Raw genomic sequence first — 25,825 nt, forward strand, 5'->3', positions numbered from 1 at the left:
AAGTTGTAAATGATGTTGATTAAATATGCGGGGAAAAAGCGATCAGCATTCTCAGATTAGAAGCCAAAGTTTTACTCGCCGCCATAACTTACTTTAACTACTAATGAACCGAATTATATTCTGTATCGCTTTAAGTTTGTGCTTTTACAACTGCAACAACAAACGCCTGGATAACACAAAAGAGCTGGCTACTGAAATTAAAGCTTCTAAAATCGTACGGGTCACTAACACACAGCTGATCTATACTGTGGATGAATGGGGCAAAAAGATTTCCAAATTGTCTCAAAAATCTCTTCTGGAAGCGCTGGCCAAAAATCCGGAAAATGCTTCTGAACTCTGCGCAGATCCTTCCAAAGTAGCGATAATCGGTGCTTTGCAGAAAGAATATGGCGTCAAAATATCACTTTTGAGTGCCAAGGACACAAGCAATATAAATCTGAATAAAAAAGAACAGGAGCTTCTGCAGGCTTATTTGTATAGTGCGAAGAGCAATGCATCACTAAGCGATAACGTTCAGCCGATAAATGATACCACGGTGGTTTACAATGTTCCGGCCGATCTTCAAATCTGCAAAACATGTCTAGGTGACAAGGCTCCGTCATTTGCCTTATGGAGATTGTTGTTTGACAAAAAGGAAATTTTGAGAAAAGTGGATGTCAAAAAGCTGAAAGATTGAGTGGTTCAGTTTTTATATCTGAGTCAGTAACCTGTTGAAATAATATTTATGAATAACTCAGATATGGAGATGAGCGAAAGCCTGGATCGCTTTCGTGAAAAAAAGAAAATACCGAAGGTCATAGAAAATGAAGTTTTAAAGGCACTGTCATTTTATCCTGAATTGCAGAGTGTTCCGATTGATTTTGTGTTTAAACAAAACATAAAAAAATCGGTAATGCAGGCGCAGCCAAAAATTGAAACAATGTTTTCTTCCCGTAAAAACTGGGCTTATCAAATCAATATAAGCGCATTATTTAAACTCACGAAAACAGCAATTCCAATTCACCAGATACCGGAAGACATTTTGGTAGGTTGGATCGGTCATGAGCTCGGGCATATCATGGATTATCATAACCGATCTATTTTTGGTATGGTCCGTTTTGGTTTTGGGTATCTTTTTTCTACGAAATATATCCAGCAAGCCGAAAAAACAGCCGATACTTTCGCTGTTACCCATGGTCTTGCTTTTTATATTATCGAAACCAAAAATTTTATCCTGAATCATGCTGAACTGCCAGAAAGATATAAACAGAAAATAGCCCGTTTATATCTTTCGCCAGACGACATCGTTGAGCAGGTCAGGTTGTTGGAAGCGCAAAAGCCTGCATTATGAATTTGAATTGACAAAGGCCTCAAATTCGAAAAAATCTTCCTCTTTCATGACACGCGGAATTTTTACTTGTCCGCCAAGTTTTTTAGTTGCCTCGCTCCATTTGTGAAAAGTCGATTCAGGAATCAGCACGACTTCAATTCCCTTTAATGCCTTTCCGCGTGCCACTTTGTAGTTTTTATTGCTGTTTTGTAAAGCATTGTCCAGCGTTTCCGACACTAGTGCACAATCCGGGAATTTATCCGAGCTGATATACCATTTCAGAATAAATTCATTGTCCCTGTTGATGGCCGCCGCGATAAACTCCGTCATGACTACGTCGTAATCTTTCTCTAAAATCCTGATCGCATCATTCATCTGGTTCACAGAAAGCTGCTCTCCAACAACATTGAGGTAATGTTTTGTTCGGCCGGTAATTTTAATTTCAGCTCTTGATTTATCCGTAATCATGACCGTATCACCGATCATATACCGCCAGGCACCGGAAACCGTAGAAATTAACAAAACATAATTTTCATTTTCTTGCGTTTCTTCAAATGGCAATATTTTGGCTCCTTCTTTCACCAAACCGTCGTCATCAATATTTTCTCCGTCCATTGGCACAAACTCAAAGAAAATTCCACTGTTGGTAAAAAGTGCCATGGAAGAAGTTTCAGGCCGTTTTTGAATAGCAATAAAACCTTCTGAAGCCAGATACGTGTCAATATAGATGAGCGGATGAGCCAGCAATTTTTCCAGACTTTTCCGGTATGGTTCAAATGCAACGCCGCCTGTGGTATATACTTGCAGATTCGGCCAGATCTGATGGATGTTATCCAGTTTATGATACTTGATAATTTCTTTTAACATCAATTCAATCCAGGCTGGAATACCCGATAAACATCCGATATCCCAGTCAGCGGCTTGTTCAGCAATTTTTTTAACACGTTCATCCCAGTCTTTAATATCAGCAATTTCGCGGCCAGGTTTGTAATATCCACCAAACCAACTGGGGATATTGCTAGCACTGATTCCGCTGATTTCGCCTTCCAAATGGTCATCTTTTTCTATCAGATTGGTGCTGCTACCCAGCATAAGAATCTGTTTTTCGAAAAAATTCGAGCTGAGATCAAATGCTTTTAGGTTCATTATTTCCTGAATACCGCTCTTCCTGATCGCCTCGACCATATCATCAGTCACGGGAATATGTTTGCTATGGCTTGTCGTCCCACTGCTCAGTGCAAAATATTTTTGTCCCCCAGGCCAGGTAACATTTTGATGACCTTCAAGAAGATAATGCCACCAATCTGCATTCATTTTATCATAATCATGAACAGGGACATTTGTCTGAAATGAAGAGATAATATCTTCGCTTTCCAGGATTTCTTTAAAATTATATTTTTTACCGAATGCTGTAAATTTGGCTTTTTCAAGAAGCATCTTTAAAATGTCCCTCTGCTCCTTGACCGGATCTGGATCGCTCATTATATAACCAGAAAGATCAATTGCTTTTTTAATCAGCTCGCCGATAACTGCCATGAATTTTTTAGTTTATGAAGTGAGTAAAGTAATTGATGTTTGTGGTTAAAATCATTGTGCCAGTGAAGATTTCTGGGATGACTTTTATAATTTTACGAGGCCCATTTCAATTAACGTTTTTTCAAATTTTGATATATATGAAACTACTTTCCTGTTTTTCTTTTATTAAAAACATAAGGCGAAAAGGTCAGATTCTTGCGATGTTAATGGTGGTTTTCCTTCGCGGATATTCACAAAATAATATTCTCGTTTTCCAATCTGATTTTGGGTTAAAAGACGGAGCCGTTTCTGCGATGAAAGGTGTGGCAATGGGCGTCTCACCAGGCTTGAAATTGTTTGACATAACACATGAAATTCCTGCTTATAACATTTGGGAGGCATCTTATCGGTTGGTGCAGACTGCTCCATATTGGCCGGAAGGAACTGTTTTCGTTTCCGTTTGTGATCCGGGAGTAGGAACACAAAGAAAATCAGTGGTTTTGCTGACTAAATCGGGACATTATTTTGTAACGCCTGACAACGGAACATTAACACTCATCGCGGAGCAACTGGGTATTCGTGAGGTTCGGGAAATTGACGAAGTGAAAAACCGAAGAAAGAATTCTAACGAATCGTATACATTCCACGGTCGGGATGTGTATGCTTTTACAGGCGCCAAACTTGCTTCAAAACAGATCACCTTTGAACAGGTTGGTCCAAAACTGCCTAACGAAATTGTTTCAATTCCATATCAGGAACCTTCATTTGATCAAGGGAAAGTGAAGGGGACAATACCAATTCTAGATATCCAGTACGGAAATGTCTGGACAGATATTGACAAAAAACTTTTTGCCAAGTTAGGGATTAAAGTTGGGGATGACATTCACGTGCAGGTTTTCAATGACAAAGCGAAAGTTTATGAAGGGAGCGTTAAATATGTAAACACTTTCGGTGAAGTTAAAGAAGGCGTTGATGTTGGGTACTTCAACAGCCTGCTCAATTTTTCTCTGGGAATCAACATGGCCAGTTTTTCGGAAAAATATAAAGTCTTCAGTGGAAATACCTGGAGTATTGTACTGAGTAAAAAATGAAATACTCAATATACAAACAAAAAACCTGCTTCGTTGGAGGCAGGTTTTTTGTTTCGGTTTATGTCAAATATTAAAGTTTTTTGGCTTCTTTTTTTACGCCGTTACCAACTTTCTTGGCTACTTTTTTAGTTCCGTCGTACGCCTTTTCAGCACCTTCGCCAACTTTCTCCGCGCCTTTCTTAACTCCTTTTCCTACAATCTTGGCATCTTTCTTGATTTCTTTTCCTACTTTTTTAGCGGTAGATTTTGTGGCAGCGACTGCTTTTTGGGTTTTTGTTGAATCAGAATCCTGAGCAAAAGAAACCGTTGTCACCGTTAATAATAAAGCAGCAAAAACAAATAATTTTTTCATGTTGTTTTGTGTGTTTTCAGATAGTGATATACTGCCATGAAAACGACGAATTCCTGGGATAAGTTTATCCATTAAGATAATATTTATTCCCATTTCGATTAAAATGAGCCACTTTTCTATGTTTTTATATGAAAGAAGAAAAAAAAGAATTCTGGACCTGGATTCCCTTATTTATTGGGCTTGTCTTCGGTACTAATTTGTTTTATCAATCATATCAGACAGATAAGAAAGTTAAGGCAACGAGTCAGTTGATCGAGGTGAGGGTGATAGACAAAAGAGTAAGGATCGGAAAGGGTAAAAATAAAATCGGGATCAGACATGGCCTGGTCCCGATTTATGTATATGCCGGAAAAAAGTGGTTCCGGCAAGCCAATATTGATTCTCTTACAACTGTTCGGTATAGCGCCAGGTATCATGCCTACATGGACCCATATCGGAATTTCAATGCAGATAAAGCCTTTCTTGGCTTTCTGATAATTATGTCATTGGTTGTAATCTGGCGTTTTACCTGGCTAGGATTGTATATCTCGTATTGGAAATAATGTTTAATCCTGCTTTACTTTTCCAGTTGCCTGATAGATTTCGTACCAGTCCTGATGTGTCAATTTTATATCAGATGCACTTGCTGCATTTCGTATTCTGGATTCTGAAAGTGACCCAATGATTGGTAAGGTACCCAATTTCATCAGCCATGCAACGGCCGTCTGCTCTACATTTGCATTATATTTTTTACCAATCTCTTCCAGTTTAGCACGTGATGCAACTGCTTTTTCATCCGTACCATCCAAAATTCTTCCACCAGCCAAAGGCGCCCAGGCCAGCGGCTTACTGAAACATTGTTTGATAAAGTCAATCCGGCCATCTTCAATTGCTGTTGTGTTCATCAAGTTCAGCTCAATATGGTTGGTCACAATCGGAATACGAAGGAAAGATGCCAGAAGCTGATGCTGAAAAACAGAGAAATTGGCGACACCGATGTGTTTTACTTTTCCGGATTTTACGACTTCCGCCAAAGCGCCTGCCGTTTCTTCTGGGTCAGCCAGGAAATCGGCTTGCTGTAAAAGGAAAATATCGAGGTAATCCGAGTTCAGTCTTTTCAGAGATCCGTTGACACTGTTTATAATATGTTCTTTTGAAGTATCATAATAGCTGAAATTACCATTATCAGACTTGCGGATTCCACATTTGCTGAACAATACAATATCTTCCCTTTTAAACGATTTGCTTTTAATGACTTTTCCAAAATGCTCTTCTATGGTGAAGTCACCATATGTATCGGCATGGTCAAATGTATTTATTCCAAGTTCAAGACACAGATTTATGGTTTTTTCAATGGACGAAGTTGTTGCTGCACCTTCATCTTTCCATCTCCAGAAACCATATATTGCCTCAGATACTTTTGGGCCAGAATCACTTAAACTAACTTTTTTCATTCGGTGGCGTTGGTTGGATATAGGTGCAAAAATAGCCTAATTTTAAAAATTGCAATCCAAATTTTAAGAATGTGTAGTGATCGATTCAACCTGATACTTTTTAAATCATAAAAATGAAGCTCCTGATTCTTTGCAGAACTTCGGAGCTTCAGATTAAGGGTAGTCGGTTAGTTGGTTTAATGTTCAATTAAAACCTTGATAGAAGTTTCTTTTCCACTTATCCGCAGATGATATAAACCAGGCTGATGTGCATCTTTCGTTCTTATTTCAAAAGTGTCATGATCATCCGTTTTGAGGAATTGTAAATCGATTTCTCTTCCCGTTTTATCAAAAAGTTTTATATCGTCCGAAGTAGTTTTCGGGGATGACAAGATAAAGTTTCCGTTATTGGGATTCGGAAAAACAAAATACTGGTCCCGTAAAGAATGAATGGATTTCAGCGAAATAATCCTGGAATATTCAAAATGCCCGTCGATATCGATCTGTTTCAAACGGAAATAATTGATCTTTCCCAAAACCGGTGCAGGATAACTAAATTCATAATCAGAACTGGACTTAGTCGTTGCGTTTCCTTTTACGAATCCTACATTTTCGAAATTTACGGCATCTTCACTTTGCTCTATTTCAAACCCTTCATTTTGTTCTTCCCAGGCAGTTTGCCATTTTAAAAGAATTGTATTTTGCTCATAACTTCCCTCAAATGAAATCAGTTTGACAGGCATGGGGTTGATGACAGTTCCATTCAGGGTAATCCTGTCAAATCTTATTGTGCCGCTCGCTGATGCTCTGGTGGTGCCCAGATCCGAACGCTGTGTCCCGTAAGGATAAAATCTAAATGTTACTGTCTCGCCCGAAGTCGTTGAGAAATCATTAAAATCCCACACATTCGTGGCTCCTGGTGAGGTTGTTGTATTGGGAGCAGCCCCCCAGCTTGTAGAAGTTGCAAAGCCATCTGTACTGTAACGAACTTCCAGTTGATTAGGAGAAGTGATACTGCCCTGTATGAAAAAGCTTAATGAGGTTACATTTAACTGATACCCGACGTCTGGCGTCACGGAAAATTCGATATAAGAATTTTCATTAATGGCCGCAGTATTATTTAATGTTGATGAATTTAAAACATTAGCAGCTGCCATACAGGTCATCGTATTTCTCGTAACAACAGTTCCGGAAGCATTTGTGGCTACGGTTGGAAGGTTACCGGGAGTTGGGCAGGCGGAGGTACCCATGAAATCATTATAATAAATTTGGGCGGTCGTTTCAGTAGTGAAAATCCCGGATAGCAGTAAAAGCAACAGCCCTTTCAGGTAGATATTTTTCATATTCAGTGTGTATGTTGATGAAGAGAACTGACTAAAAATACGTAAAAGAAAATATCTGAAGCTATTAGTAATGAATTATTTAATAGTATATTCAATATTCGATTACCATATTCTCAACGGTTAATTTTTAAGCGAATTAGTCGTTGAAATAGGACCTGAGAAGTAGACTTTTTTATCAATTTTAACAAAAAGAAAGGAGCCGGCTTGTCAGCTGCTCCTTCCTCTTTACAGTTACACTATATTTTTTGAAACAAATTTATCCGTTGATCAAAGCCTCTTTCCATTTACCGTAAGCTTCTTTTGTCGCTTCTGTCAGTGAAGTATTCGGCTCGATTGTACGCAACGCTGATAAGCCGATAAAAGCTTCATCACGGCTTTTGTAATAACCAAGTCCAAGCCCGGCAGCACGCGCGGCACCTTGTGCTCCGTCAGTATTGAAAAGTTCAACAGTAGCACCTGAAATGTTAGCAAATGTTTCGCGGAAAACCGGACTTAAAAACATATTAGCTTCACCAGCTCTGATATTTTTCAAAGAAACACCAAGCGTTTCCATTACTTCCATACCATAGTACAAGGCAAAAACAATTCCTTCCTGAGCAGCGCGTGTCCAGTGACTAATTCCGTGACGGCTAAATTGAAGTCCCTGGAAATTGGCGCCCGTATCCTGATTTTCCAGCATTCTTTCAGCGCCATTTCCAAACGGAAGGCAAATCAATCCATCAGAACCAACCGGCGCTTTTGCAGCCAGTTCGTTGATTTCCGGGTAAGAAATATTTCCCTGCAATAACGTATTCCGCAGCCAGCTATTCAAACTACCAGTTCCATTAACACAAAGTAAAACGCCATAACGCGGAGCCTCAACAGTATGGTTTACGTGCAAAAAGGTATTAACCATTGATTTTTCGTCAAACTTGACTTGCTCGCTGACACCATAAACCACACCCGAAGTACCTGCCGTCGCGGCAACTTCTCCTGGTTCCAAAACATTCAGAGAAAAAGCATTATTCGGCTGATCACCTGCACGATAGGTAATAGGAGTTCCGGCTTTAAGTCCAAGTGACGCAGCAGCTTCGACGGTTAGGCGGCCTTGCTCAGAAAATGTAGGCAAAACTTTTGCGATCAGATCTTTATCAAATCCGAAATAATCCAAAAGAAAATCAGCCGGTTTCTCTTCCACAAAATCCCAGAAAATACCTTCTGATAATCCTGATGGCGTAGTTACAACTTCGTTAGTCATTTTAGCCGCCAGATAATCGCCGGGAAGCATAAATTTGTGAACTTTCGCGAATACCTCAGGCTCATTTTGTTTTACCCAACCCAATTTGGAAGCTGTGAAATTACCCGGAGAATTAAGTAAATGGGGCAATACTGTATTTTTCCCAATAGATTCCATCGCCTTATTTCCAATCTCAACCGCACGGCTATCGCACCAGATAATGGAGGGACGCAATACATTCAAGTCTTTATCGACAACCACCAAACCATGCATTTGATAAGATATACCAATTGCACCAACGGCATCTGCTGAAATGCCTGATTTTTTCATGACTGCCTGGGAGGCGAGGCATGCATTCTCCCACCATTGCTCCGGCTGCTGCTCAGCGAAACCTGGTTTTGGAGCGGCTATTGCCATTTCTTTTTCAGGATAAAAAGCCGAGGCAACCACCTGCCCGGTATCTGCTTGTAAAAGACAAGCTTTGATGGATGAACTGCCTAAATCGAATCCCAGGAAATACATATTTATTATTTTGCGTTAGTCGGTTTGATAGAAAAATTATAATTATTAACAGACAAATATCCGAAATACAAAAATGTTGAATTTGTCTCAGATTACAACAAATTATTAAGTGTATATATTACACTTTTAATGAATTTTCAATTATTTTTATAGCTGCTATCAAATTTGATTTATGCACTTTTAAATGATTGGAGAAAGCTTGTTCTTTGTATAAGAATCCAAAACTGAGCGTAAGTTATTTCCCTGAGATAATAAAAATGAAATTCTTTGCTAACTTAGATTCTGTAAATCTACATCGTCCTTTTTAAGGAAATTATGAAAAAAATTATATTAGTTACATTAGCCGGCGGATTATTCTTTTTAGCCGCCGGATTCAATTCAGAGGATAAGAAATGGGAGAAAACTTTTACACGTTTTGACACTGAAGTAAGAAAAAACAGTAAAGCATACGAAACGCTTGGCGAAGCTACCAAAACGATCGGACATCGTTTGACCGGAAGCGCCAATGGCGAGAAGGCCGAGGAATATGCTTACAATTTGCTAAAAAGCTACGGATTTTCGGATGTGACATACCAGCCTTTCGAAGTTGAGGCTTGGATGCGGGATACGGTAACGTTGAGTATCGTTCCGTCCAGCAGTGATAATTTCCGTGAAGTGCCGGTTGTTTCTCTGGCGCATTCGCCCGTGGAAGCAAATCTGAAAGGTGAAATTGTGGATGTGGGGAATGGGCTGGAGGAGGATTTTGAAGCACTTAAAGATAAGATCAAAGGCAAAATTGTCCTAGCTAATATCGGTCTTGTGGGTGTAACGGGTAAGAAAAATCTTCACCGTTCTGAGAAGACAGCACTTGCAATTAAATATGGTGCGGACGGAATTGTGATGGTAAACCAGGCTCCCGGCAAAATCTTGCTGACAGGAACTGCTTCTGTAACCGGTGTAATAATTTCGATTCCTGCGGTTTGTGTTTCCAGCGATAGCGGAAAAGAAATCCGTGGCTGGCTGAAGGATGAGGGACCATTACAGGCACATATCGAAATGCATAACATTTCTAAGAAAATCAAAGCCAGGAATGTAATTGCTACACTTAAAGGAAAATCGGACGAAAAGGTAATCATCGGCGGGCATTTGGATTCCTGGGATCTCGCGACCGGCGCTATTGACAATGGAATCGGGTCTTTTGCCGTGATGGATATCGCGCGGGCTTTTAAGGCACTAAAAATTAAACCAGAGCGTACGATTCAGTTTGTTTTGTTCATGGGCGAGGAGCAGGGACTTTTAGGTTCAAAACATTTCGTAAGTGAGTTGAAACGTACCGGAGCGGTTGACAAAGTTGGTTATATGATGAATCTGGATATGACCAATAACCCGAAAGGTATCAATGCTTTTGGCAAGGCTGAAATGACTGATTTTTTCAAAGGTGTTGGTGATGCAATCCATAATATTGACCCGACTTATAAAAACGAACATGCGAACAGAGCTGGTTTACACAGCGATCATCAGCCTTTTATGCTGGAAGGAATTCCGGTTGCCGGTTTGTCCGGAACTCTGGCACCTGATGTGATCCAATGTTACCACGCAGACTGTGATAATTTCGACCTAGTAAATAAAGAGCAACTTGAAAATACTGTAAGGATTGCTTCGATGTGTCTGTTTGCGCTTTCAGATGCTAAAAAGCTTGAAGGACAGAAACTTTCGGATACGAAAACCCGGGATTATCTGATCTCACAAGGCCTGAAACAGGAACTCGTGATAGGCCAGGAGTGGAGATGGGGAGACGCCAAATAGCTATTAATAAAAATGGTATCGGAAGTTATTTCGATACCATTTTTAATCCAACGATCGATCCGATCAATAAAAAGACAAAGAATAATCGCCAGAAATCTGCTGGTTCTTTATAAAAAAAGATTCCCATCAACACCGTCCCCACCGCCCCGATTCCCGTCCAGACTGCGTAGGCAGTACCTAATGGAATGGTTTGAATTGCTTTGTTCAAAAGCAAAAAGCTGCAAATAACACATACGAAAAACGCCGCGCTCCATTTCAGATTTGTGAAATTATCTGAAAATTTCAGGCTGGTTGTAAATCCGACTTCAAAGGCGCCGGCTATAAAAAGAAGTATCCAGGAGATCATTTTGGCTATTTTATTAAAGTGAATATTATGACTGATGAATTATTAATCCGTCAATATTATCACAAAGGTCGCCTGGATTTTTAAGATAAAATTTTACAATTGTTAAAAAAGAAAGCTATTTAATTTCAGCTCTTATGCGGCTCAAAGTCACCTGACTGATACCGAGATAAGAAGCGATATGGCCGAGCTGTACGCGTTGGAGAATGTCAGGACTGGACTTCATGAAATCTTCATAACACATTTTGGCTGTTTTAAACTGCCGGGCAATGAAAAATTCTTCCAGTTTTATTAGTTCCGATTCAGCCAGTTTTCTTCCCCAGTTTGCCCATTCCAAATCAGTGCCATATAAATTTTGAAGCGCCGAATGTGGCAGTTTGTATAAGACTGAACTTTTTAATAATTCTATATTTTCATATCCCGGTTTATTTAAAAAAAGGCTGTTATAGGAAAGCAAAATGTCTGACTCGGAGCCAAACCAAAAAGTAATTTCCTTGCCATCTTTATGGCAAAAGGCGCGGGCGATTCCTTCCTCAATGAAATAGACAAAACGTTCTAGTCGCTCAGCTTTGATCAGCATATGCCCTTTCGGGAGCATAATCTTTTCGAATAAGGGAAGTAATTTGGGAAGAGATTCCTCTCTTAAACCGAGCGCCAGAATTTTTTTGATCGTGTTTTCCAAGCGTTAATCTTTTTATGAAAGCAATATGAACTTGCGGTTGCTAATTTTTAGTACTTATTTTTAAATAGACTTTCAAGTTAGCATGATTACTATGGATATTTGTGCGCTAACTTTTAAATTTTATGCTTGTATTTCCAAACGCAAAAATCAATATCGGACTTAATATCGTTGAAAAAAGGCAGGACGGTTTTCATAACATCGAATCCTGTTTTTATCCGGTGGGCTGGTCTGATGCTTTGGAAATACTGCCTGCCAAGGAGTACGGATTCCAGTCTGATGGTATTGATATTCCAGGTGATGCTTCAAATAATCTTTGTGCGAAAGCGTATCAGATGCTAGCTGCGGATTATACTTTTACACCCGTAAATATCCATTTACTCAAGGCTGTTCCTATCGGGGCCGGGCTTGGCGGAGGATCTTCCGATGCTGCTTTTACGATCAAAGCATTAAACGATTTGTTCTCTCTGAAAATTTCTTTGGAAAAACAGTTGGAATATGCGCGTAGATTAGGGAGTGACTGTGCCTTTTTTATTGAAAATAAACCCTTGTATTGTTTTGAAAAGGGTGACCGGTTTGAAGAAATCAGTCTAACACTAGCTGGTAAATGGATTGTTTTAGTAAATCCCGGATTGCATATATCAACGTTTGAGGCATACTCGGGCGTCAAGCCCCGTCACTCGGAGGTAGATCTCAGAGCATTATTAAAGCAGCCGTTGTCAGAATGGAAGCAGACGGTAAAGAATGATTTTGAAGAATCACTATTTCCGAAATTTTCCGTCTTGAAAAAGATCAAAGAAAAACTCTATGAAAAAGGTGCTGTTTATGCAGCCATGAGCGGATCAGGGTCAACATTGTATGGTATTTTTGAAGAAGAAACAGATCTGTCATTGATTTTTAAAGAGTACAAAATCTGGCAGGGATATTTGAAATAATATTTATGGCTGTTTTTGTATAAAAAGATAAAAAAATCTCGTTGTAAAAACTTATAGTCTCGCTTAATCTTCCTACTTTGTTGTTAAGAAAATAGAAATAATGAGTCCGAAACACTCTACCAAAGATAAAGAGAACCCTTTTACTAAGCGAAGAGAGCCTTTTGGCTTCATGCTCTGGCTTGGGGTTATTGGTAGTTCGCTTTTGTTTGCCGTTATTTTCATTGAATATTTCCTTCGCATGGAGGGTGCCAATTGGCGTTTTGTTGCACTTCCTGATATGTTCTGGCTCAGCACGCTGGTCATTCTTTTCAGTAGCATTACACTTCATGAAGCCAACCTGGCCTTTGTTCAGGAGCGTTTTCTGCATTACAGAATTTTTCTGGCGGCTACGCTTACCTTGGGTATCACCTTTATGTTATTGCAAGGTGGCGGCTGGATTGAAATGATCGAAAATGGGAGTTTCAACAACATAAATTCTTCTTCCGGGTTTATCTATTTACTGACCGGACTGCATATGCTGCATATTTTGATTGGTGTAATTTATTTAGGTGTTGTTTTTCGTAAAGCGTTGAAAAACAGGACTTATGTTGATTCTTTTGTTTATAGTGTCAATCCTCCCAATCGGTTACAGCTCAAACTTATCACCCGTTATTGGCATTTTGTCGATGTACTTTGGGTGATCGTTTTCCTTTTTATGCTTTGCCTAAGTTATCTTAATAGTTACTAAAAATTGCCTTTCAGGCTTCTTCTGGCTAGAAAAGCGCTCAATAAGGTAAGTGCCGCTGCCATCAGCATAGGTGCGCCCGGGAAATAAACTGGTGCTTCTGATTTGGTGAAAAAGTAAAATAAATTACTCATAAGCGGTGGACCAATGATAGAGGTGAGGCTCATCAAACTTGTCAATGCTCCCTGCAATTCACCCTGCTCATTTGATGGAACCTGCGTGGATATGACTCCTTGTAATGACGGACCGGCGATTCCTCCCAGAATATAGGGTACCATAAAAGCAAACATCATCCAGGTTTCACGTGCAAAGGCAAAAAGCACAAATCCCAGAGAATACAAAAACAAGCCGACATAAACGCCGCTTTTTTGACCTAATTTTGGGATAATCAGTCTTATCAGTCCTCCCTGAACAATGGCACCGAGCAAGCCCATTGCGCCAAGCGAATACCCGATCATTCTTTCATTCCACTGAAATTTCTCCATGGTATAATACGACCAGTTACTTTGCACGGCATGCATCGCAACATAAAGCAAAGCCAGAGAAACGATCAAACCGGAAATGACAGGATATTTTTGCAGGTGTTTTAAAGCACCAATTGGACTTGCACGTTTCCAGCTGAATTTTCGGTGATTTTCCGGTTTAAGGGATTCAGGTAAAATAAATAAACCATACAGGAAATTGAGCATGGATAAGCCGGCCGCAGCTAAAAATGGAACGCGCGAGCCGTATTGTCCTAATAATCCACCCAGTACAGGCCCGATTATAAATCCTAATCCGAAGGCGGCGCCTATTAATCCGAAGTTTTGCGCACGTTTTTCAGGTGTGCTGACGTCAGCAATGTAAGCAGCGCCGGTTGTGAAACTTGCTCCCATAACGCCGGCAATAATCCGGCCAACGAATAGCCACAGTATACTTGGTGCATAAGCAACGAACATATAATCCAGAGCAAAGCCAAGCAGCGACGCCAGTAATACCGGTCTGCGTCCAAATTGGTCACTTAATCCGCCAACAATAGGTGCACATATAAACTGGACAAAGGAATAGGAAAACAGGATCCAGCCACCATATCGTGCAGCATCGCTCAAACTGCCGCCAACAAGTTCACTGATCAATTTTGGCATGACGGGAATGATAATTCCCAGGCCCATCACATCAATTAGCAGCGTAATAAATATAAACCCGATTGCCGGAGATTTCTTCGAAGTCATAAGGAATAATTATTCGCCAAATGTACAGCTAAAATTAAGGCGGTCGGATTAAAAAATGGTTAGTAAATTGGATTTCCCTAAAAGGTCATGCTTCGTTTTCTACTATTATTTGGCAATCAGAGAATTTGGTAACATCAGAAGAAAAGGCAGGGATTGGGTATAATCTAAAAGATCATACTCTAAACCCAGTAGGCGAATGTTGCGGTAATAGGTCTGATGTTGCGAATAATAATTTTTTTCAGATTCAATAAGCCAGGCTTTGGGACCAAGTTTTGTTGCCAAAAACCATTTTTCAATAAGTCTGGATGACCTTCCGTTTCCATCGTCAAAAGGATGAATCTTGGCAAAAATCAAGTGAATAAGTGAGGCAAAGTAAAATACCTCATTCATGTCGAGATCGTTTTTTAACAAGGATTCGATATCGCGATAAAATTTATTCAATTCCTCTTTTACTACAAATGGACTCGCTGCCACGTATTCTATTTTACCGTCCGGGGTAGTAACATACATGTTCCCTTTTCTATATTGTCCTTGTCTATTTTCCGGAAGCAGATGTTTAGATAAAAGGCGATGTGCAATTAGAATATTCTCCTCGTTGAGATCTGATGCTTGTGCAAATTGATAGGCAGTATATAAATCATCAATTTTTTGAGTGTAATCAGGCAAATATTCAATACCAAATTTTTTATGTTTGATAAAAGAGTCCAGCTCGATATTTTCTCCTTCAATTTTAGAAGAATAAACAGCTGAAACTGAGGTATAGAAACTGAAAGTTCCGGCCGAAAGCTCACTTTCGGTTAGGTTATTGAATTGGCTTCCTAAGTTACTCAGGCCGATGACATCACAAAATTTTACCAGCAAGTCTGAATTCAGAATATTGAATTTTAATTTCTTCATTGCTTAATTTCAAAAAATTTCTTCGACCAACCGATCTGTTACTTTTTCAAAATTTTGAACTCCACGCGTCTGTTAGTTTGCTGACCTTCCGGCGTATCATTTTTAGCAACTGGCACTGTTTCTCCATATCCCTTGCTCTGAACCCGGTCAGGTTCAATTCCTTTGCCGATCAGATATTCCCGAACCGCATCTGCACGGTCTTGTGAAAGTTTCAGGTTGGCTTCGTTCCCGCCGATATTATCCGTGTGTCCCCCGATTTCGATAAATAATTTCTTATTGTCATTCATCGTAATACTAATCCTGTCAAGTTCCGGGGAGGATTCCTTACTTAAAGTTGCCTTGCCGAAAGCAAAGAAAATATTATTCAGACGAACAATCTGACCTTCTTCGATAGGGATCAGTTTTAAGGATTTATTGGTAATTTCTTTATAATTTTTACCTTTTCCGTCGCTGGTCGAGTCGGTTAAATCTATACTTTCTCCTTCTGCAATAAAGTCAGGGGCAACGGCGCGCATACTATATTTCTGGCCATATGGAAGTACAATTTTATATTCTCCCGTCGTCGGATTTGTGGTGGCAGTTCCCGCTTCCTCACCATCCGGCAATGTTTCATAGATAATTGTTGCTTCAATCGGTTTTCCGGTTTTTGAATCAATGACACGTCCGCTAATCATAACTACCGGATCGGATGTAGGAACAACTGGTTGAATAGTGGCCGTATCACCAGGCTCTACTTTTGGCTGTAAATTATATCTGACCACATCACCTTTTCCTTCGGTACCTTTGAAGGAAACCATATAAGCATAATCGCCAGCAGCAGAAATTGTGTAATAGGCATCATATCCATCCGTATTGATCGCCGATCCCAGATTAACCGGCCGGCTCCACCTTTTCCAGGATTTATCAATGCGTTTGCTATAATAAATGTCATTGCTTCCTTGTCCGCCTTTTCGATCTGTCGAGAAATATAATGTTACACCATCCGGAGCCAGAAACGGCGTTGTTTCGGTAAATTCTTCTGTGTTAATTTCTTTCCCCAGATTCATTGGCTTCGTCCAGCTCCCGTCTTTTTGTTTGAAACTCACATAAAGATCATCAACCTTACTGTCTTTCTTTTCACTAAAAGACATCACCAGCACCTTTCCGTCAGTGGATAAATAACCGCAGTCGAATTGTCCCTTGCTCGTTTTTGCGTATCCCGGAATCTCAATTTTATTAGGAACAGACCATCCCCTCGCCGTCTTTTTGCTTAGAGAAAAACCGCGGGTTTCATATACTCCGTTTTTATAAGCGCCTTTAAGTAGGAGCGTATTTCCGTCCGGCGTGATGCTGTGTAAACTGTTATATTGTTCCTTATTTAGCGGAGAAGGCAGTCTGCGCGCTGCTGTCCATTGCTCATTTTTTAACTCGGAAAACCATATATCCTGGCTTCCCTTGGTGCCGTTTGTATTTTGCGGATGGCTGATTCTGGAAAAATATACCGTCTTTCCATCTGGTGAAATGATCGGAGCTATTTCGTTAAATTCGGTATTAACCGTTTTTCCAAGATTTTCAAGCTGCGCCCAAAGCGGAGAAGTTATTAATGTACAAAAAGCAAATAACAGAACGAAACGCATTTTATGTCAGAGGATAAGGTGTGTTATGCTAATAGAAAACGAAATTTACTTTTCTATATTTTTTACATACAACGATGTATCAAGCGGCTTATTTTCTTTTTCGCTCACGTGATATGCCTGCATTTTTTCCAAAAGTTCGGTGACGTTATCTGAGACGATCAAAAGATCTTTTTTTTCCATATGCAAAAAACCTTCGTCAACGGTCTTATCTAAATGTGCGATCAGGTGATCATAAAAACCATTGATATTCAGCAGCCCGATTGGGCCGTGAAAAATCTTGAGTTGCGACCAGGTCAGAATTTCAAATAATTCATCCAGCGTTCCAAATCCACCAGGCAAAGCAATCACGCCGTCAGAAAGCGAAACCATTTTGGCCTTTCTTTCATGCATGGTTTCTACAAAATGGAGCTCAGTAAGATTTTTTTGCGCGACTTCCAGTTTCGCCAGGAAGTTAGTGATGATGCCGGTCGCCGAACCATTATTTTCCATAACGCCGTCGGATACACGGCCCATAAGTCCCATATTGCCGCCGCCGTATATGAGCTTGATATTGTTTTTTGCTAACGCAGCGCCTAATTCGTAAGCCGCTTCGCTGTAAACCGGCTTGAATCCAAAATTTGATCCGCAATAAACTACGATGGACTTCATTTAGTATGTATTAATTATTTCGTCTGAATTTTGAAATTTTCATTTAATGACTTCATCAACCAATCCCTTCAAATTGAGATCTCCGAAAGTTCCTGAGCTCATTAATAGCAAGTTAGCCTGGTTCCAATCCTGATTTTTTAGGAAATTAAGCATTTCGTTGCTATCGGTGAAAACATTTAAATCTTCACGTTTGAAAGCTTCACGAATATCCGATTCCGAAATCGGTTCCAATCTTTTATGTTCTACCGTCAATGGATTGTAGTAAACCACCGCAACATCCGCAGCATTTAATTTACGACGATATTGTTTCAGAAAAGTCTTGTTAAGGCTGCTGAACGTATGAAGTTCTGCTACGGCCACCAGCGTTCTGTCCGGAAATTGCGCTTTAACAGCGGACGTCGTTGCTTCAACTTTGGATGGAGCATGTGCGAAATCACGGTAAATATTAATTTCATCGTTGCTTCCAAGCAATTCCATACGTTTTGAAGCTCCTTTAAACGTTTGAATTGCAGCATAGAAATTTTCATCAATGATACCCAATCGCTCGCAAACCTCTTTGGCTCCACTGATGTTTTTCATATTATGCTCTCCAAAAACCAGAACCGGTACTTCGCCCTGTTCTGCCGTTATGAGCAATGTTTTACCATCTTCAATTTTATATGGATGAGCCTCGTAAGGAACGCTCACAACATCCGGACGTTCTTTTTGACCAATAACATCCAGCATGTCATCCGTCTGATCAAATATGATAGCGCCTGCTTTTGGAATAGAATCAGCCAGTAATTCAAATTGTTTAACGTAAGATTCCCAGGTCGGGAAAACGTTAAAATGATCCCAGGCAATACCGCTGATCAGCGCAATATGTGGTTGATAATGCATGAATTTTGGTGTTTTGTCCAATGGAGATGTGAAATATTCATCACCTTCGATGACGATTACCGGAGCCTCATCTGACAGTTTTACCATGTTTTCAAATCCTTCAATCTGCGCACCAACGAGATAGTTGAAAACACGTTTGTTGAAATTAAGCACATGCAAAACCATGGAAGTAATCGTAGTTTTCCCATGACTTCCGGCAATCACCACACGTTGTTTGTCTTCGCTTTGTTCAAAAATATATTCGGGATAAGAATAAACTTTGATGCCAAGTTCCTGTGCTTTTTTCAATTCCGGATTATCTTCCCTGGCATGCATACCTAAAATAACCGCTTCCAGATCCGTCGTAACTTTTTCAGGAAACCAGCCCATTTCGTCTGGAAGCAGACCATGCTTTTTTAAACGACTTACCGATGGCTCGTAAATTTCGTCGTCAGATCCCGTTATTGTGAAACCTTTTTGTTGTAATTCGATGGCGAGGTTGTGCATTACACTGCCGCCTATGGATATAAAATGTATTTTTCGGGATTGGGAATTTTGACTCATTATGCTAATCGGAATGACTGATTCGAAGCGAAGTTAACAAGAATTGATCTTTGGGCAAATGTGGAGGACATCGCTTTTACAAAAGTAGTCAATCGGACGAGATAAAGACAGTCAGTTTATTTTGAGACTGCTTTATCCTTTCTTTACAAATTTCAGCGTTTCAGAGGAGCCGTCCGATGAGATTAGTCGAATCAAATAAATGCCTTGGTTGAATGAAGTGACGTCAATTTCCGGCTCCGGTTTATTTCCGGAATCATATAACAAATTCCCTGTCGTCTCTATAATCTGTACTTTTTTAATATCCGGCCAGTTTTCAGAGGTTATCATCAATTTGTTACTCACCGGATTTGGATATACTGCAATGGAGGCTTCATTCTTAAACGTCACACTGCGAATAGCACTGAAAGCAAAAGTTTCGTCTCTGTCAATCATTTTTAACCTGTAAAGATTTTCCCCGTTAACTGGATTGTTATCTGAAAAGGAGTAATTGGAAACGGATTGATAAGTATCTCCATTTGATTTTACGAAACCAATCTTGTTCCATACTTTACCATCCATGCTACGTTCGATTTCAAATCGGTCGCTGTTTGTTTCAGAAGTCGTTTGCCATGTTAATTGCGAAACTTTATTTTCTTTGGTTGCTGCAAAATTAACCAATGTAACTGGTAACGGGTTTTCGCTTAGTAAAGTAGCAGTAGCAGTTTTTGGCATACATCCGCTACGGCTGGACTTTACTGTATAAGCATAAGTGCCTGGATTAGAAGGTGCTGTAATTTCAACTGAACTTCCCGCTGCGTTCACAATACCCTGTCCATTCCATGTAAATCTCGCTCCGTCGCATTCTCTCCCCGCACACGAAACGGACAAGGTGGTTTTTGCTCCCGGTTTTGGCTTATTATCAACAATAGTTGCGCTTATTGTAAATGTACAAGGCAATAAATTATACGAATCCCAAAGATTATCCCAATAACCGTCATCAGACATTTTTATAGATTTCGGTCTTACATCCGTCGTTCCCCAATCCAGTCCGCCATTTCGCCATTCTTCAAATAAATAGGCCTCTGTGAAAACATTCGGATAAATATTAACAGGCGTCGTCGTAGTGCGGATTGGGGCTATATATGCATTATTTACAAACTCCGCACGGCATTTTGCGAGCGCAGGTTTAAGCTGTGCAATTTCCAGATCTGTAAAATGCATAGCAATATGCACATAGTTCGTGCCGTGTTTGTATGCTCGGGGGAACCACTCCATCGGAATGTTTCCTTCTATTCCGTTTCCTCCACGTGGCTCTCCTAAATCTTCCGGATCAAATTCAACCGCGGCAATTTTATTCGGGTCGGTCCCTTTTATGATATCCGGCACAGAAATTTTTCTCCAAAGGTCCCAGGGATTTGTCCCGTCTGAGCTATAAATACCATCAGCAAGCTGAAGCGCAAGCGGAATAGTACTGTTGTGAAGGTGTCTGAGGTTTCCTTGCTGAGATCCGAAATCAGAAATAAAATACAAAACTTTAATGGATTGGCTGTGGTTTTTCACAATCCGGTAAAAGCCTTCAAATTTCTTTAAAAGCCCCCAACCTGCAAAACGGTGAAGATCTTTTCCCATGTCCGATGTCCAGTTTCCATCCATCGGTTGAGGTGCATTTTGTATAACATACTCCTGGTTTCCCCATTTCGCCGTTGTTTTGTTTGGAAAACGTAAGGGAAGAAACTTCTCCCGCCAGGCTTTTACAGCTGCTTGTTCATATAAACCCGGCTCCGGATTTCCGTTATTGAAAGGCATTGCAAATTCCTCAGCAGGACTGTTGCCCATTTGCACATATAATAGCTGTGGGTAGTATGCTGAAATCTGAGTCAAAACGTCATCGACGAAGGCATAAAACCGGGTCGTGGCATAATCGGAATACATGGAAGGGCACGCATATGCAATTTCATTCCTGACAAAAGCTCCCAATCTTGTTTGGGCGATATCGTTTGTTGAAAAATAACTGTCATTCCAATATCCTGGCCGTTGATAGGGAAAATGCAGTGCAAATTTCATCCCGGGTTTTAAAGCTATAATGGCTTTTACGGCTTCAACAATTTGTTTTCGCTGATAATTTCCGGGAGTCGGTTCGTATTGGTGCCATTCTATATGCAGACGAACGGCGGTAACACTTGCATCCTGTCCGTTGTGGGAAATGTTTACAAATTTTTTAATGTAATCCCATTGCTCTGTATTAATTCCATTGGCTTCGCTTTTGTTAAAACCGTAACCTGTCGTGTTGATGATAAGCTCCGTTTGGGCGAACAAATCTGTTCCCAGCAAAATGAAAAAAAGAAGAATAAGATAATATTTCTTAAAAAATATGGACGTAGAAAGTGGCTTTATGAAGTTTTTTTTTCTGTCCATATAGCAAGAGTTTAGTATTGATCATTTGTGTTTCAATTCTAAACATACTATATAATCGTAGAATAAATACTATGTCCTTATAGAACATGTAACCAGTTGCAAAGGCATTGGTTAATTTTGGGAGATTTTAAAAATGTATTTGCGCTGAGATAGTCAGGTTTTATAGTTAAAATTATATAGTTTATTGAATAAATTATTTCTATTTCTGCTGGTAGAGCTGTACAGAGTAAATGTTATTAAACGGTAAAATTTTTGATAGAAATTTTATTATGAAATATTTTTTTGAAAAAGTTGCTGTAATAAAAAAAGGCGACTACACTTTTAGTGAGCCGCCATTTTTTCAATAACTATTTTATCAGAATAACTAAGCCAGTTTTTTGTACTTGATTCGGGTTGGTGTAGCTTCGTTGCCAAGTCTCTTCTTACGGTTTTCTTCGTATTCAGAGAAATTTCCTTCAAACCAATAAACCTGTGAATCACCTTCGAAGGCAAGGATATGTGTTGCAACACGGTCAAGGAACCACCGGTCGTGGGAAATAATAACGGCACAACCCGCAAAATTTTCCAGACCTTCTTCTAATGCACGAAGCGTATTGATATCAAGATCGTTGGTCGGCTCATCTAATAAAAGTAGGTTTCCACCTTCTTTCAAGGTCATTGCTAAATGGACACGGTTACGTTCCCCGCCCGAAAGTGTGCCGACTTTCTTTTCCTGATCACCTCCGCCAAAGTTGAACCTGCTTACATATGCCCGGGCGTTCGACTGTTTTCCAGCCATCATGATCCAGTCATTTCCGTCCGCGATACTTTGATATACCGTTTTATTAGCGTCAAGATTATCGTGTTCCTGATCCACATAAGCCAGTTGAACCGTATCTCCTACGTCGAAATGTCCATTCAACGGTTTCAGTTCTCCTGTGATCAGTTTGAAAAGTGTTGTTTTACCAGCACCGTTTGGTCCGATAATACCAACAATTCCATTTGGCGGCAAGGCAAAATTCAGATTTTCATAAAGCAAACGATCGCCAAATCCCATTGATACATTATGCGCCTCAATCACTTTATTTCCTAATCTCGGACCGGCTGGGATGAAGATTTCCAATTTATCTTCTTTCTCTTTTCCTTCTTGTCCTAATAATTTTTCATAAGCGCCCAATCGTGCTTTGGATTTAGCCTGACGGCCTTTTGTGCCCATACGAACCCATTCAAGTTCGCGCTGTAAAGTTTTCTGACGTTTAGATTCAGTTTTTTCTTCCTTCTGCAGACGTTCTTGTTTTTGTTCCAGCCACGATGAATAATTCCCTTTAAACGGAATACCCTCGCCGCGATCCAGTTCAAGAATCCAGCCTGCTACGTTATCCAGGAAGTACCTGTCGTGGGTAACTGCGATTACAGTTCCTTTATATTGTCTTAAATGTTCTTCCAGCCAAAGTACCGATTCAGCATCCAAGTGGTTGGTAGGTTCATCCAGTAACAAGACGTCCGGCTGACGTAGCAATAACCTGCACAAGGCAACACGCCGTTTTTCACCACCTGATAAAGTAGAAACCAATGTATCCGAAGGTGCACAGCGTAATGCATCCATGGCAATTTCTAGACGGTTATCAAGATTCCAGGCATCGGTTGCGTCCAGTCTTTCCTGAACTTCACCTTGTCTTGCTAATAATTTGTCAAAATCTGCGTCTTCATCGCCGAATGCTTCGTTAATTTTGTCGTATTCTTTTAAAAGATCTACAATTTCCTGAACACCTTCTTCAACAACTTCGCGAACGGTTTTGGTCGGATCAAGCTTTGGTTCCTGTTCCAGCATACCGACAGAATAGCCAGGAGAAAACACAACGTCCCCCTGAATATCTTTATCTATACCTGCAATGACGCGTAAAAGTGTAGATTTACCAGAGCCATTTAACCCTAGTACACCAATTTTAGCTCCATAAAAAAAGGATAAATAAATATTTTTTATGATATGTCGGTTAGGGGGAATGATTTTGTTAACTCCCGACATTGAGAAAATAATGGTTTCGTTACTCATTTTTTAGTTAATTTGTGCTTAGCAAATATCGTTATATATCCCTACACTTAGCAGATAAAAAACTTGAAAGAATGGAAAATGCCACATTGAATGATGAATACGGCTATGTTAAAGACAGCAAAGTATTTTTAAAAGGGTATCTGGAGTACCCAGACAGGCAAATTGGAGAAGTAAAACGTACAGAACAGGAAGCGATTGACTACTTTAAAAACCGATTTTCGATTGTCTTGAACAAAGTAGAGCAACTGGAAACGGAAATTGATGAAGCGCTTAACAAAGGTTCTTACTTAACAAAACTTATACAGTTGCAACGTAAGCTGGTAAGTTTTGACGCACTTGGGGATTTTGTCCCCTTGTTGGAAAGGCTCCAGGAAAAGGAAGAGTATCTCAGAGGATTGATTGAAATTAATCAATTGAAGAACCTTGAGATCAAACGCGCACTGATTGAAGATGTGAAGGAAGCAGCAGCTATTGAGGATTATGCTGTGGCAACAGATCAAATTCAAGAGATCAAAGCAAAATGGATTCGCACAGGTCCGGTTGAAAAGGAATTCCAGGATGAAGTTGAAATTACTTTCCAGGAAATTCTTGATAATTTCTTCCAAAGACGTCGCGATTATTTTGACGAACAAAACAAGATTAATCAGGAACGTATCGATGAATATGAACGCCTGATTAAAATTACAAAAACATTAAGTTACTCACGGGATCTTGATGACGCTTACAACAAAGCGCGTGAAGTACGTGTGGCTTGGAATAATGTGGGAGAAGTTCCTCCAAAAAGATTCTTTAAGGTTAACAAGGCCTACCGCCATTTCCTTAAATTATTTTATGATAAGTATAATCTCGCTAAGGGGATTGAACCAAAGGTTCGCGTTGACCCAAGAATTGTTGAACAACAGGCATTATTGGCCCGCGCTGAGACTTTGTTGAGACAAAAGGATATTGTAGAAGCATCGCAGGAAGCGAAAGTGTTGTTGAGCAAATGGAAAGAAATTAAAATTCCTTTCAAACTTGCCGACAAAGAACTTGCTGAACGTTTCCGTTCTGTTTGTGACAAGATTTTTGAGTTAAGTTATCTGGCTCGTGTGATCAGCCGTAAATACCCTGCTTTTGAAATGAAAAGCGAAGAAGAACAGCTTCGCACAAAACTGAGAGAACTGGAATGGCTTGCCAAACGTGAAAAAAGCGATCTTGAATTTGCTATTATTGAGTTTGACAGAACAGCTACCGGCGACCCTGAGCAAGATAAACAAGCGCAGGGACGGATCAATATCCAGAAGCGTAAAGTGGCAATGAAAGAAAGAATTTTATCTGAGTTTGAGAGAAAGTTGAAGTCAATTACCAACTAATTCTTTCATAGAAGATTGTCTTATAATAAGGTTCGAAGTAAGCACCCTGGTCTCAAAAGCGATCGGGGTGCTTTTGCTTTCAATAAGATCCAGTAATAGGGTAGCAGCCAATTGCCCCATTTCAAAAGAAGGCTGTGCAACTGAACTCAAAGGCGGGTCGAGAAGCGAGGAAATGGAAAGATCTGAAAAACCGACCAGGGCAATGTCGTCAGGCATACGGTATCCCAATTGGCGCAAAGCCCAGTGTACGCCGATTGCAATTCTGTCACTTGCCGCGAAAATCGCATCGGGCCTGTTTTTTAAAGCCATTAATTGATAAGCACGTTCGGTGCCGCCAGCTTGATTGTACTCACTGCTGACTACCCATTCATCATGAAATTCAATTCCATGTTTTGTTAATGCGTCCTGATAACCTCTCAATCTGTTACGGCTTATCGAAAGATTGGCTGGCCCGGCAATGTGTGCAATACGTCTGCACCCGCGGCTAATTAAATGCTCCGTTGCTTCGAAAGCTCCCTTGTAATCGTCTACACGAACCTTATGGCTGGGTGTCGATTCACTTACGCGGTCAAAAAACACAACCGGGATTCCTTGTTCCTGCAATGCTATAAAATGATCATGATTTTCGGTCTGGCTGGAAATTGAAACGATTAACCCATCCACGCGGCGCATGGCAATGTGCCTGGTGTCGGCCAGTTCTCTTTCATAGGATTCATGACTTTGATAAATCATGGTATGATAACCGCGACTGTATGCAATATCTTCAACTCCGCCAATAGCAGTTGAAAAAAATGGATTCGCAATATCAGGGACGATGATACCTAATGTTTGCGTGCGATTTCTGAGTAAACTTAGCGCAATAGGATTAGGCGAATAATTTAAAGATTCTGCCAGTTCGATTACTCTTTTTTTAGTCTCTTCACTAATTTCAGAACTATCGCGAAGTGCCCGGGACACTGTTGATTTCGAAACATCCAGTTGACGCGCAATTTCTTTAATCGTAATCGAAGCTTTTCTCATAAACCGG

General features: G+C 40.1%; 23 protein-coding genes. 8 read left to right on the plus strand and 15 right to left on the minus strand.

From position 1 onward, the window contains the following. Positions 1 to 103: 103 nt before the first annotated feature. A complete protein-coding gene (locus L0657_RS18770) occupies positions 104 to 676 on the plus strand; it encodes a hypothetical protein (protein WP_235152292.1) in 573 nt (190 codons plus the stop codon). Positions 677 to 724: 48 nt separating this feature from the next. Further along, positions 725 to 1,330, plus strand: coding sequence for a hypothetical protein (locus L0657_RS18775; protein WP_235152293.1), 606 nt, complete (start codon positions 725 to 727; stop codon positions 1,328 to 1,330). Here the strand turns inward: L0657_RS18775 and L0657_RS18780 are convergent. Next, on the minus strand, positions 1,325 to 2,845 hold the full coding sequence (locus L0657_RS18780; RefSeq protein ID WP_235152294.1) for a GH3 auxin-responsive promoter family protein: 1,521 nt from the start codon (positions 2,843 to 2,845) through the stop codon (positions 1,325 to 1,327). The genes L0657_RS18775 and L0657_RS18780 overlap by 6 nt on opposite strands. A gap of 137 nt (positions 2,846 to 2,982) precedes the next feature. Here L0657_RS18780 and L0657_RS18785 point away from each other — a divergent pair, with 137 nt between their 5' ends. Further along, the gene (locus L0657_RS18785; RefSeq protein ID WP_235152295.1) at positions 2,983 to 3,915 is read left to right on the plus strand and encodes an S-adenosyl-l-methionine hydroxide adenosyltransferase family protein; all 933 of its coding nucleotides are present in this window, start codon (positions 2,983 to 2,985) and stop codon (positions 3,913 to 3,915) included. A gap of 70 nt (positions 3,916 to 3,985) precedes the next feature. Here the strand turns inward: L0657_RS18785 and L0657_RS18790 are convergent, their stop codons facing one another. Beyond that, entirely contained in the window at positions 3,986 to 4,339 is a 354-nt protein-coding gene (locus tag L0657_RS18790) for a hypothetical protein (RefSeq protein ID WP_235152296.1), read from the minus strand. A gap of 56 nt (positions 4,340 to 4,395) precedes the next feature. On the opposite strand from L0657_RS18790, the gene L0657_RS18795 reads away from it, so the two are divergent. Continuing rightward, positions 4,396 to 4,809 (plus strand): hypothetical protein, encoded by a 414-nt coding sequence (locus L0657_RS18795; RefSeq protein ID WP_235152297.1) that lies wholly within the window; start codon positions 4,396 to 4,398, stop codon positions 4,807 to 4,809. Positions 4,810 to 4,812: 3 nt separating this feature from the next. Here L0657_RS18795 and L0657_RS18800 read toward each other — a convergent pair whose 3' ends face one another. The 3 genes from L0657_RS18800 to L0657_RS18810 all read right to left on the minus strand — a co-directional run bounded on the left by L0657_RS18800 (position 4,813) and on the right by L0657_RS18810 (position 8,760). Beyond that, the gene (locus tag L0657_RS18800; protein ID WP_235152298.1) at positions 4,813 to 5,700 is read right to left on the minus strand and encodes an aldo/keto reductase family oxidoreductase; all 888 of its coding nucleotides are present in this window, start codon (positions 5,698 to 5,700) and stop codon (positions 4,813 to 4,815) included. A 176-nt stretch (positions 5,701 to 5,876) separates the two neighbouring features. After that, entirely contained in the window at positions 5,877 to 7,022 is a 1,146-nt protein-coding gene (locus tag L0657_RS18805) for a T9SS type A sorting domain-containing protein (RefSeq protein WP_235152299.1), read from the minus strand. Between the two features lie 256 nt (positions 7,023 to 7,278). Beyond that, positions 7,279 to 8,760, minus strand: a complete 1,482-nt coding sequence (locus L0657_RS18810) for a xylulokinase (RefSeq protein ID WP_235152300.1) — start codon at positions 8,758 to 8,760, stop codon at positions 7,279 to 7,281. Positions 8,761 to 9,075: 315 nt separating this feature from the next. On the opposite strand from L0657_RS18810, the gene L0657_RS18815 reads away from it, so the two are divergent. Further along, positions 9,076 to 10,545 carry a M20/M25/M40 family metallo-hydrolase gene (locus L0657_RS18815; RefSeq protein ID WP_235152301.1) on the plus strand — a complete coding sequence of 490 codons (1,470 nt, stop codon included), beginning with the start codon at positions 9,076 to 9,078 and terminating at the stop codon, positions 10,543 to 10,545. 25 nt (positions 10,546 to 10,570) lie between these two features. On the opposite strand, the gene L0657_RS18820 is transcribed toward L0657_RS18815, so the two are convergent. Both L0657_RS18820 and L0657_RS18825 read right to left on the minus strand, forming a co-directional pair. Then, positions 10,571 to 10,888, minus strand: coding sequence for a multidrug efflux SMR transporter (locus L0657_RS18820; protein ID WP_235152654.1), 318 nt, complete (start codon positions 10,886 to 10,888; stop codon positions 10,571 to 10,573). 118 nt (positions 10,889 to 11,006) lie between these two features. Continuing rightward, positions 11,007 to 11,570: a Crp/Fnr family transcriptional regulator gene (locus tag L0657_RS18825; RefSeq protein ID WP_235152302.1), complete on the minus strand. Its 564-nt coding sequence runs from the start codon at positions 11,568 to 11,570 to the stop codon at positions 11,007 to 11,009. A 122-nt stretch (positions 11,571 to 11,692) separates the two neighbouring features. Between L0657_RS18825 and ispE the strand changes: the two genes are divergently transcribed. Both ispE and L0657_RS18835 read left to right on the plus strand, forming a co-directional pair. After that, positions 11,693 to 12,502, plus strand: a complete 810-nt coding sequence (gene ispE, locus L0657_RS18830; protein WP_235152303.1) for a 4-(cytidine 5'-diphospho)-2-C-methyl-D-erythritol kinase — start codon at positions 11,693 to 11,695, stop codon at positions 12,500 to 12,502. Positions 12,503 to 12,602: 100 nt separating this feature from the next. Next, on the plus strand, positions 12,603 to 13,229 hold the full coding sequence (locus L0657_RS18835; protein ID WP_235152304.1) for a cytochrome c oxidase subunit 3: 627 nt from the start codon (positions 12,603 to 12,605) through the stop codon (positions 13,227 to 13,229). On the opposite strand, the gene L0657_RS18840 is transcribed toward L0657_RS18835, so the two are convergent. The 7 genes from L0657_RS18840 to ettA all read right to left on the minus strand — a co-directional run bounded on the left by L0657_RS18840 (position 13,226) and on the right by ettA (position 23,446). Next, a complete protein-coding gene (locus tag L0657_RS18840; RefSeq protein WP_235152305.1) occupies positions 13,226 to 14,437 on the minus strand; it encodes a TCR/Tet family MFS transporter in 1,212 nt (403 codons plus the stop codon). The genes L0657_RS18835 and L0657_RS18840 overlap by 4 nt on opposite strands. A 105-nt stretch (positions 14,438 to 14,542) precedes the next feature. Then, complete coding sequence (locus tag L0657_RS18845; protein ID WP_235152306.1) at positions 14,543 to 15,334, minus strand: Fic family protein; 792 nt, start codon at positions 15,332 to 15,334, stop codon at positions 14,543 to 14,545. 38 nt (positions 15,335 to 15,372) lie between these two features. Next, positions 15,373 to 16,950 carry an OmpA family protein gene (locus tag L0657_RS18850; RefSeq protein ID WP_235152307.1) on the minus strand — a complete coding sequence of 526 codons (1,578 nt, stop codon included), beginning with the start codon at positions 16,948 to 16,950 and terminating at the stop codon, positions 15,373 to 15,375. A gap of 45 nt (positions 16,951 to 16,995) precedes the next feature. After that, positions 16,996 to 17,598 carry a TIGR00730 family Rossman fold protein gene (locus tag L0657_RS18855; RefSeq protein WP_235152308.1) on the minus strand — a complete coding sequence of 201 codons (603 nt, stop codon included), beginning with the start codon at positions 17,596 to 17,598 and terminating at the stop codon, positions 16,996 to 16,998. A gap of 39 nt (positions 17,599 to 17,637) precedes the next feature. Then, positions 17,638 to 19,020, minus strand: coding sequence for a UDP-N-acetylmuramate--L-alanine ligase (murC, locus tag L0657_RS18860; RefSeq protein WP_235152309.1), 1,383 nt, complete (start codon positions 19,018 to 19,020; stop codon positions 17,638 to 17,640). A 132-nt stretch (positions 19,021 to 19,152) separates the two neighbouring features. Beyond that, complete coding sequence (locus L0657_RS18865; RefSeq protein WP_235152310.1) at positions 19,153 to 21,414, minus strand: T9SS type A sorting domain-containing protein; 2,262 nt, start codon at positions 21,412 to 21,414, stop codon at positions 19,153 to 19,155. A 364-nt stretch (positions 21,415 to 21,778) separates the two neighbouring features. Next, positions 21,779 to 23,446 carry an energy-dependent translational throttle protein EttA gene (gene ettA / locus L0657_RS18870; protein ID WP_235152311.1) on the minus strand — a complete coding sequence of 556 codons (1,668 nt, stop codon included), beginning with the start codon at positions 23,444 to 23,446 and terminating at the stop codon, positions 21,779 to 21,781. Between the two features lie 71 nt (positions 23,447 to 23,517). Here ettA and L0657_RS18875 point away from each other — a divergent pair, with 71 nt between their 5' ends. Further along, positions 23,518 to 24,798: a DUF349 domain-containing protein gene (locus L0657_RS18875; protein WP_235152312.1), complete on the plus strand. Its 1,281-nt coding sequence runs from the start codon at positions 23,518 to 23,520 to the stop codon at positions 24,796 to 24,798. Here the strand turns inward: L0657_RS18875 and L0657_RS18880 are convergent. Beyond that, on the minus strand, positions 24,784 to 25,818 hold the full coding sequence (locus L0657_RS18880) for a LacI family DNA-binding transcriptional regulator (RefSeq protein ID WP_235152313.1): 1,035 nt from the start codon (positions 25,816 to 25,818) through the stop codon (positions 24,784 to 24,786). The genes L0657_RS18875 and L0657_RS18880 overlap by 15 nt on opposite strands. Positions 25,819 to 25,825: the final 7 nt, after the last annotated feature.

Origin of the sequence: Dyadobacter sp. CY345 (assembly GCF_021502725.1) — a bacterium.
Taxonomy (GTDB): Bacteria; Bacteroidota; Bacteroidia; order Cytophagales; family Spirosomataceae; genus Dyadobacter.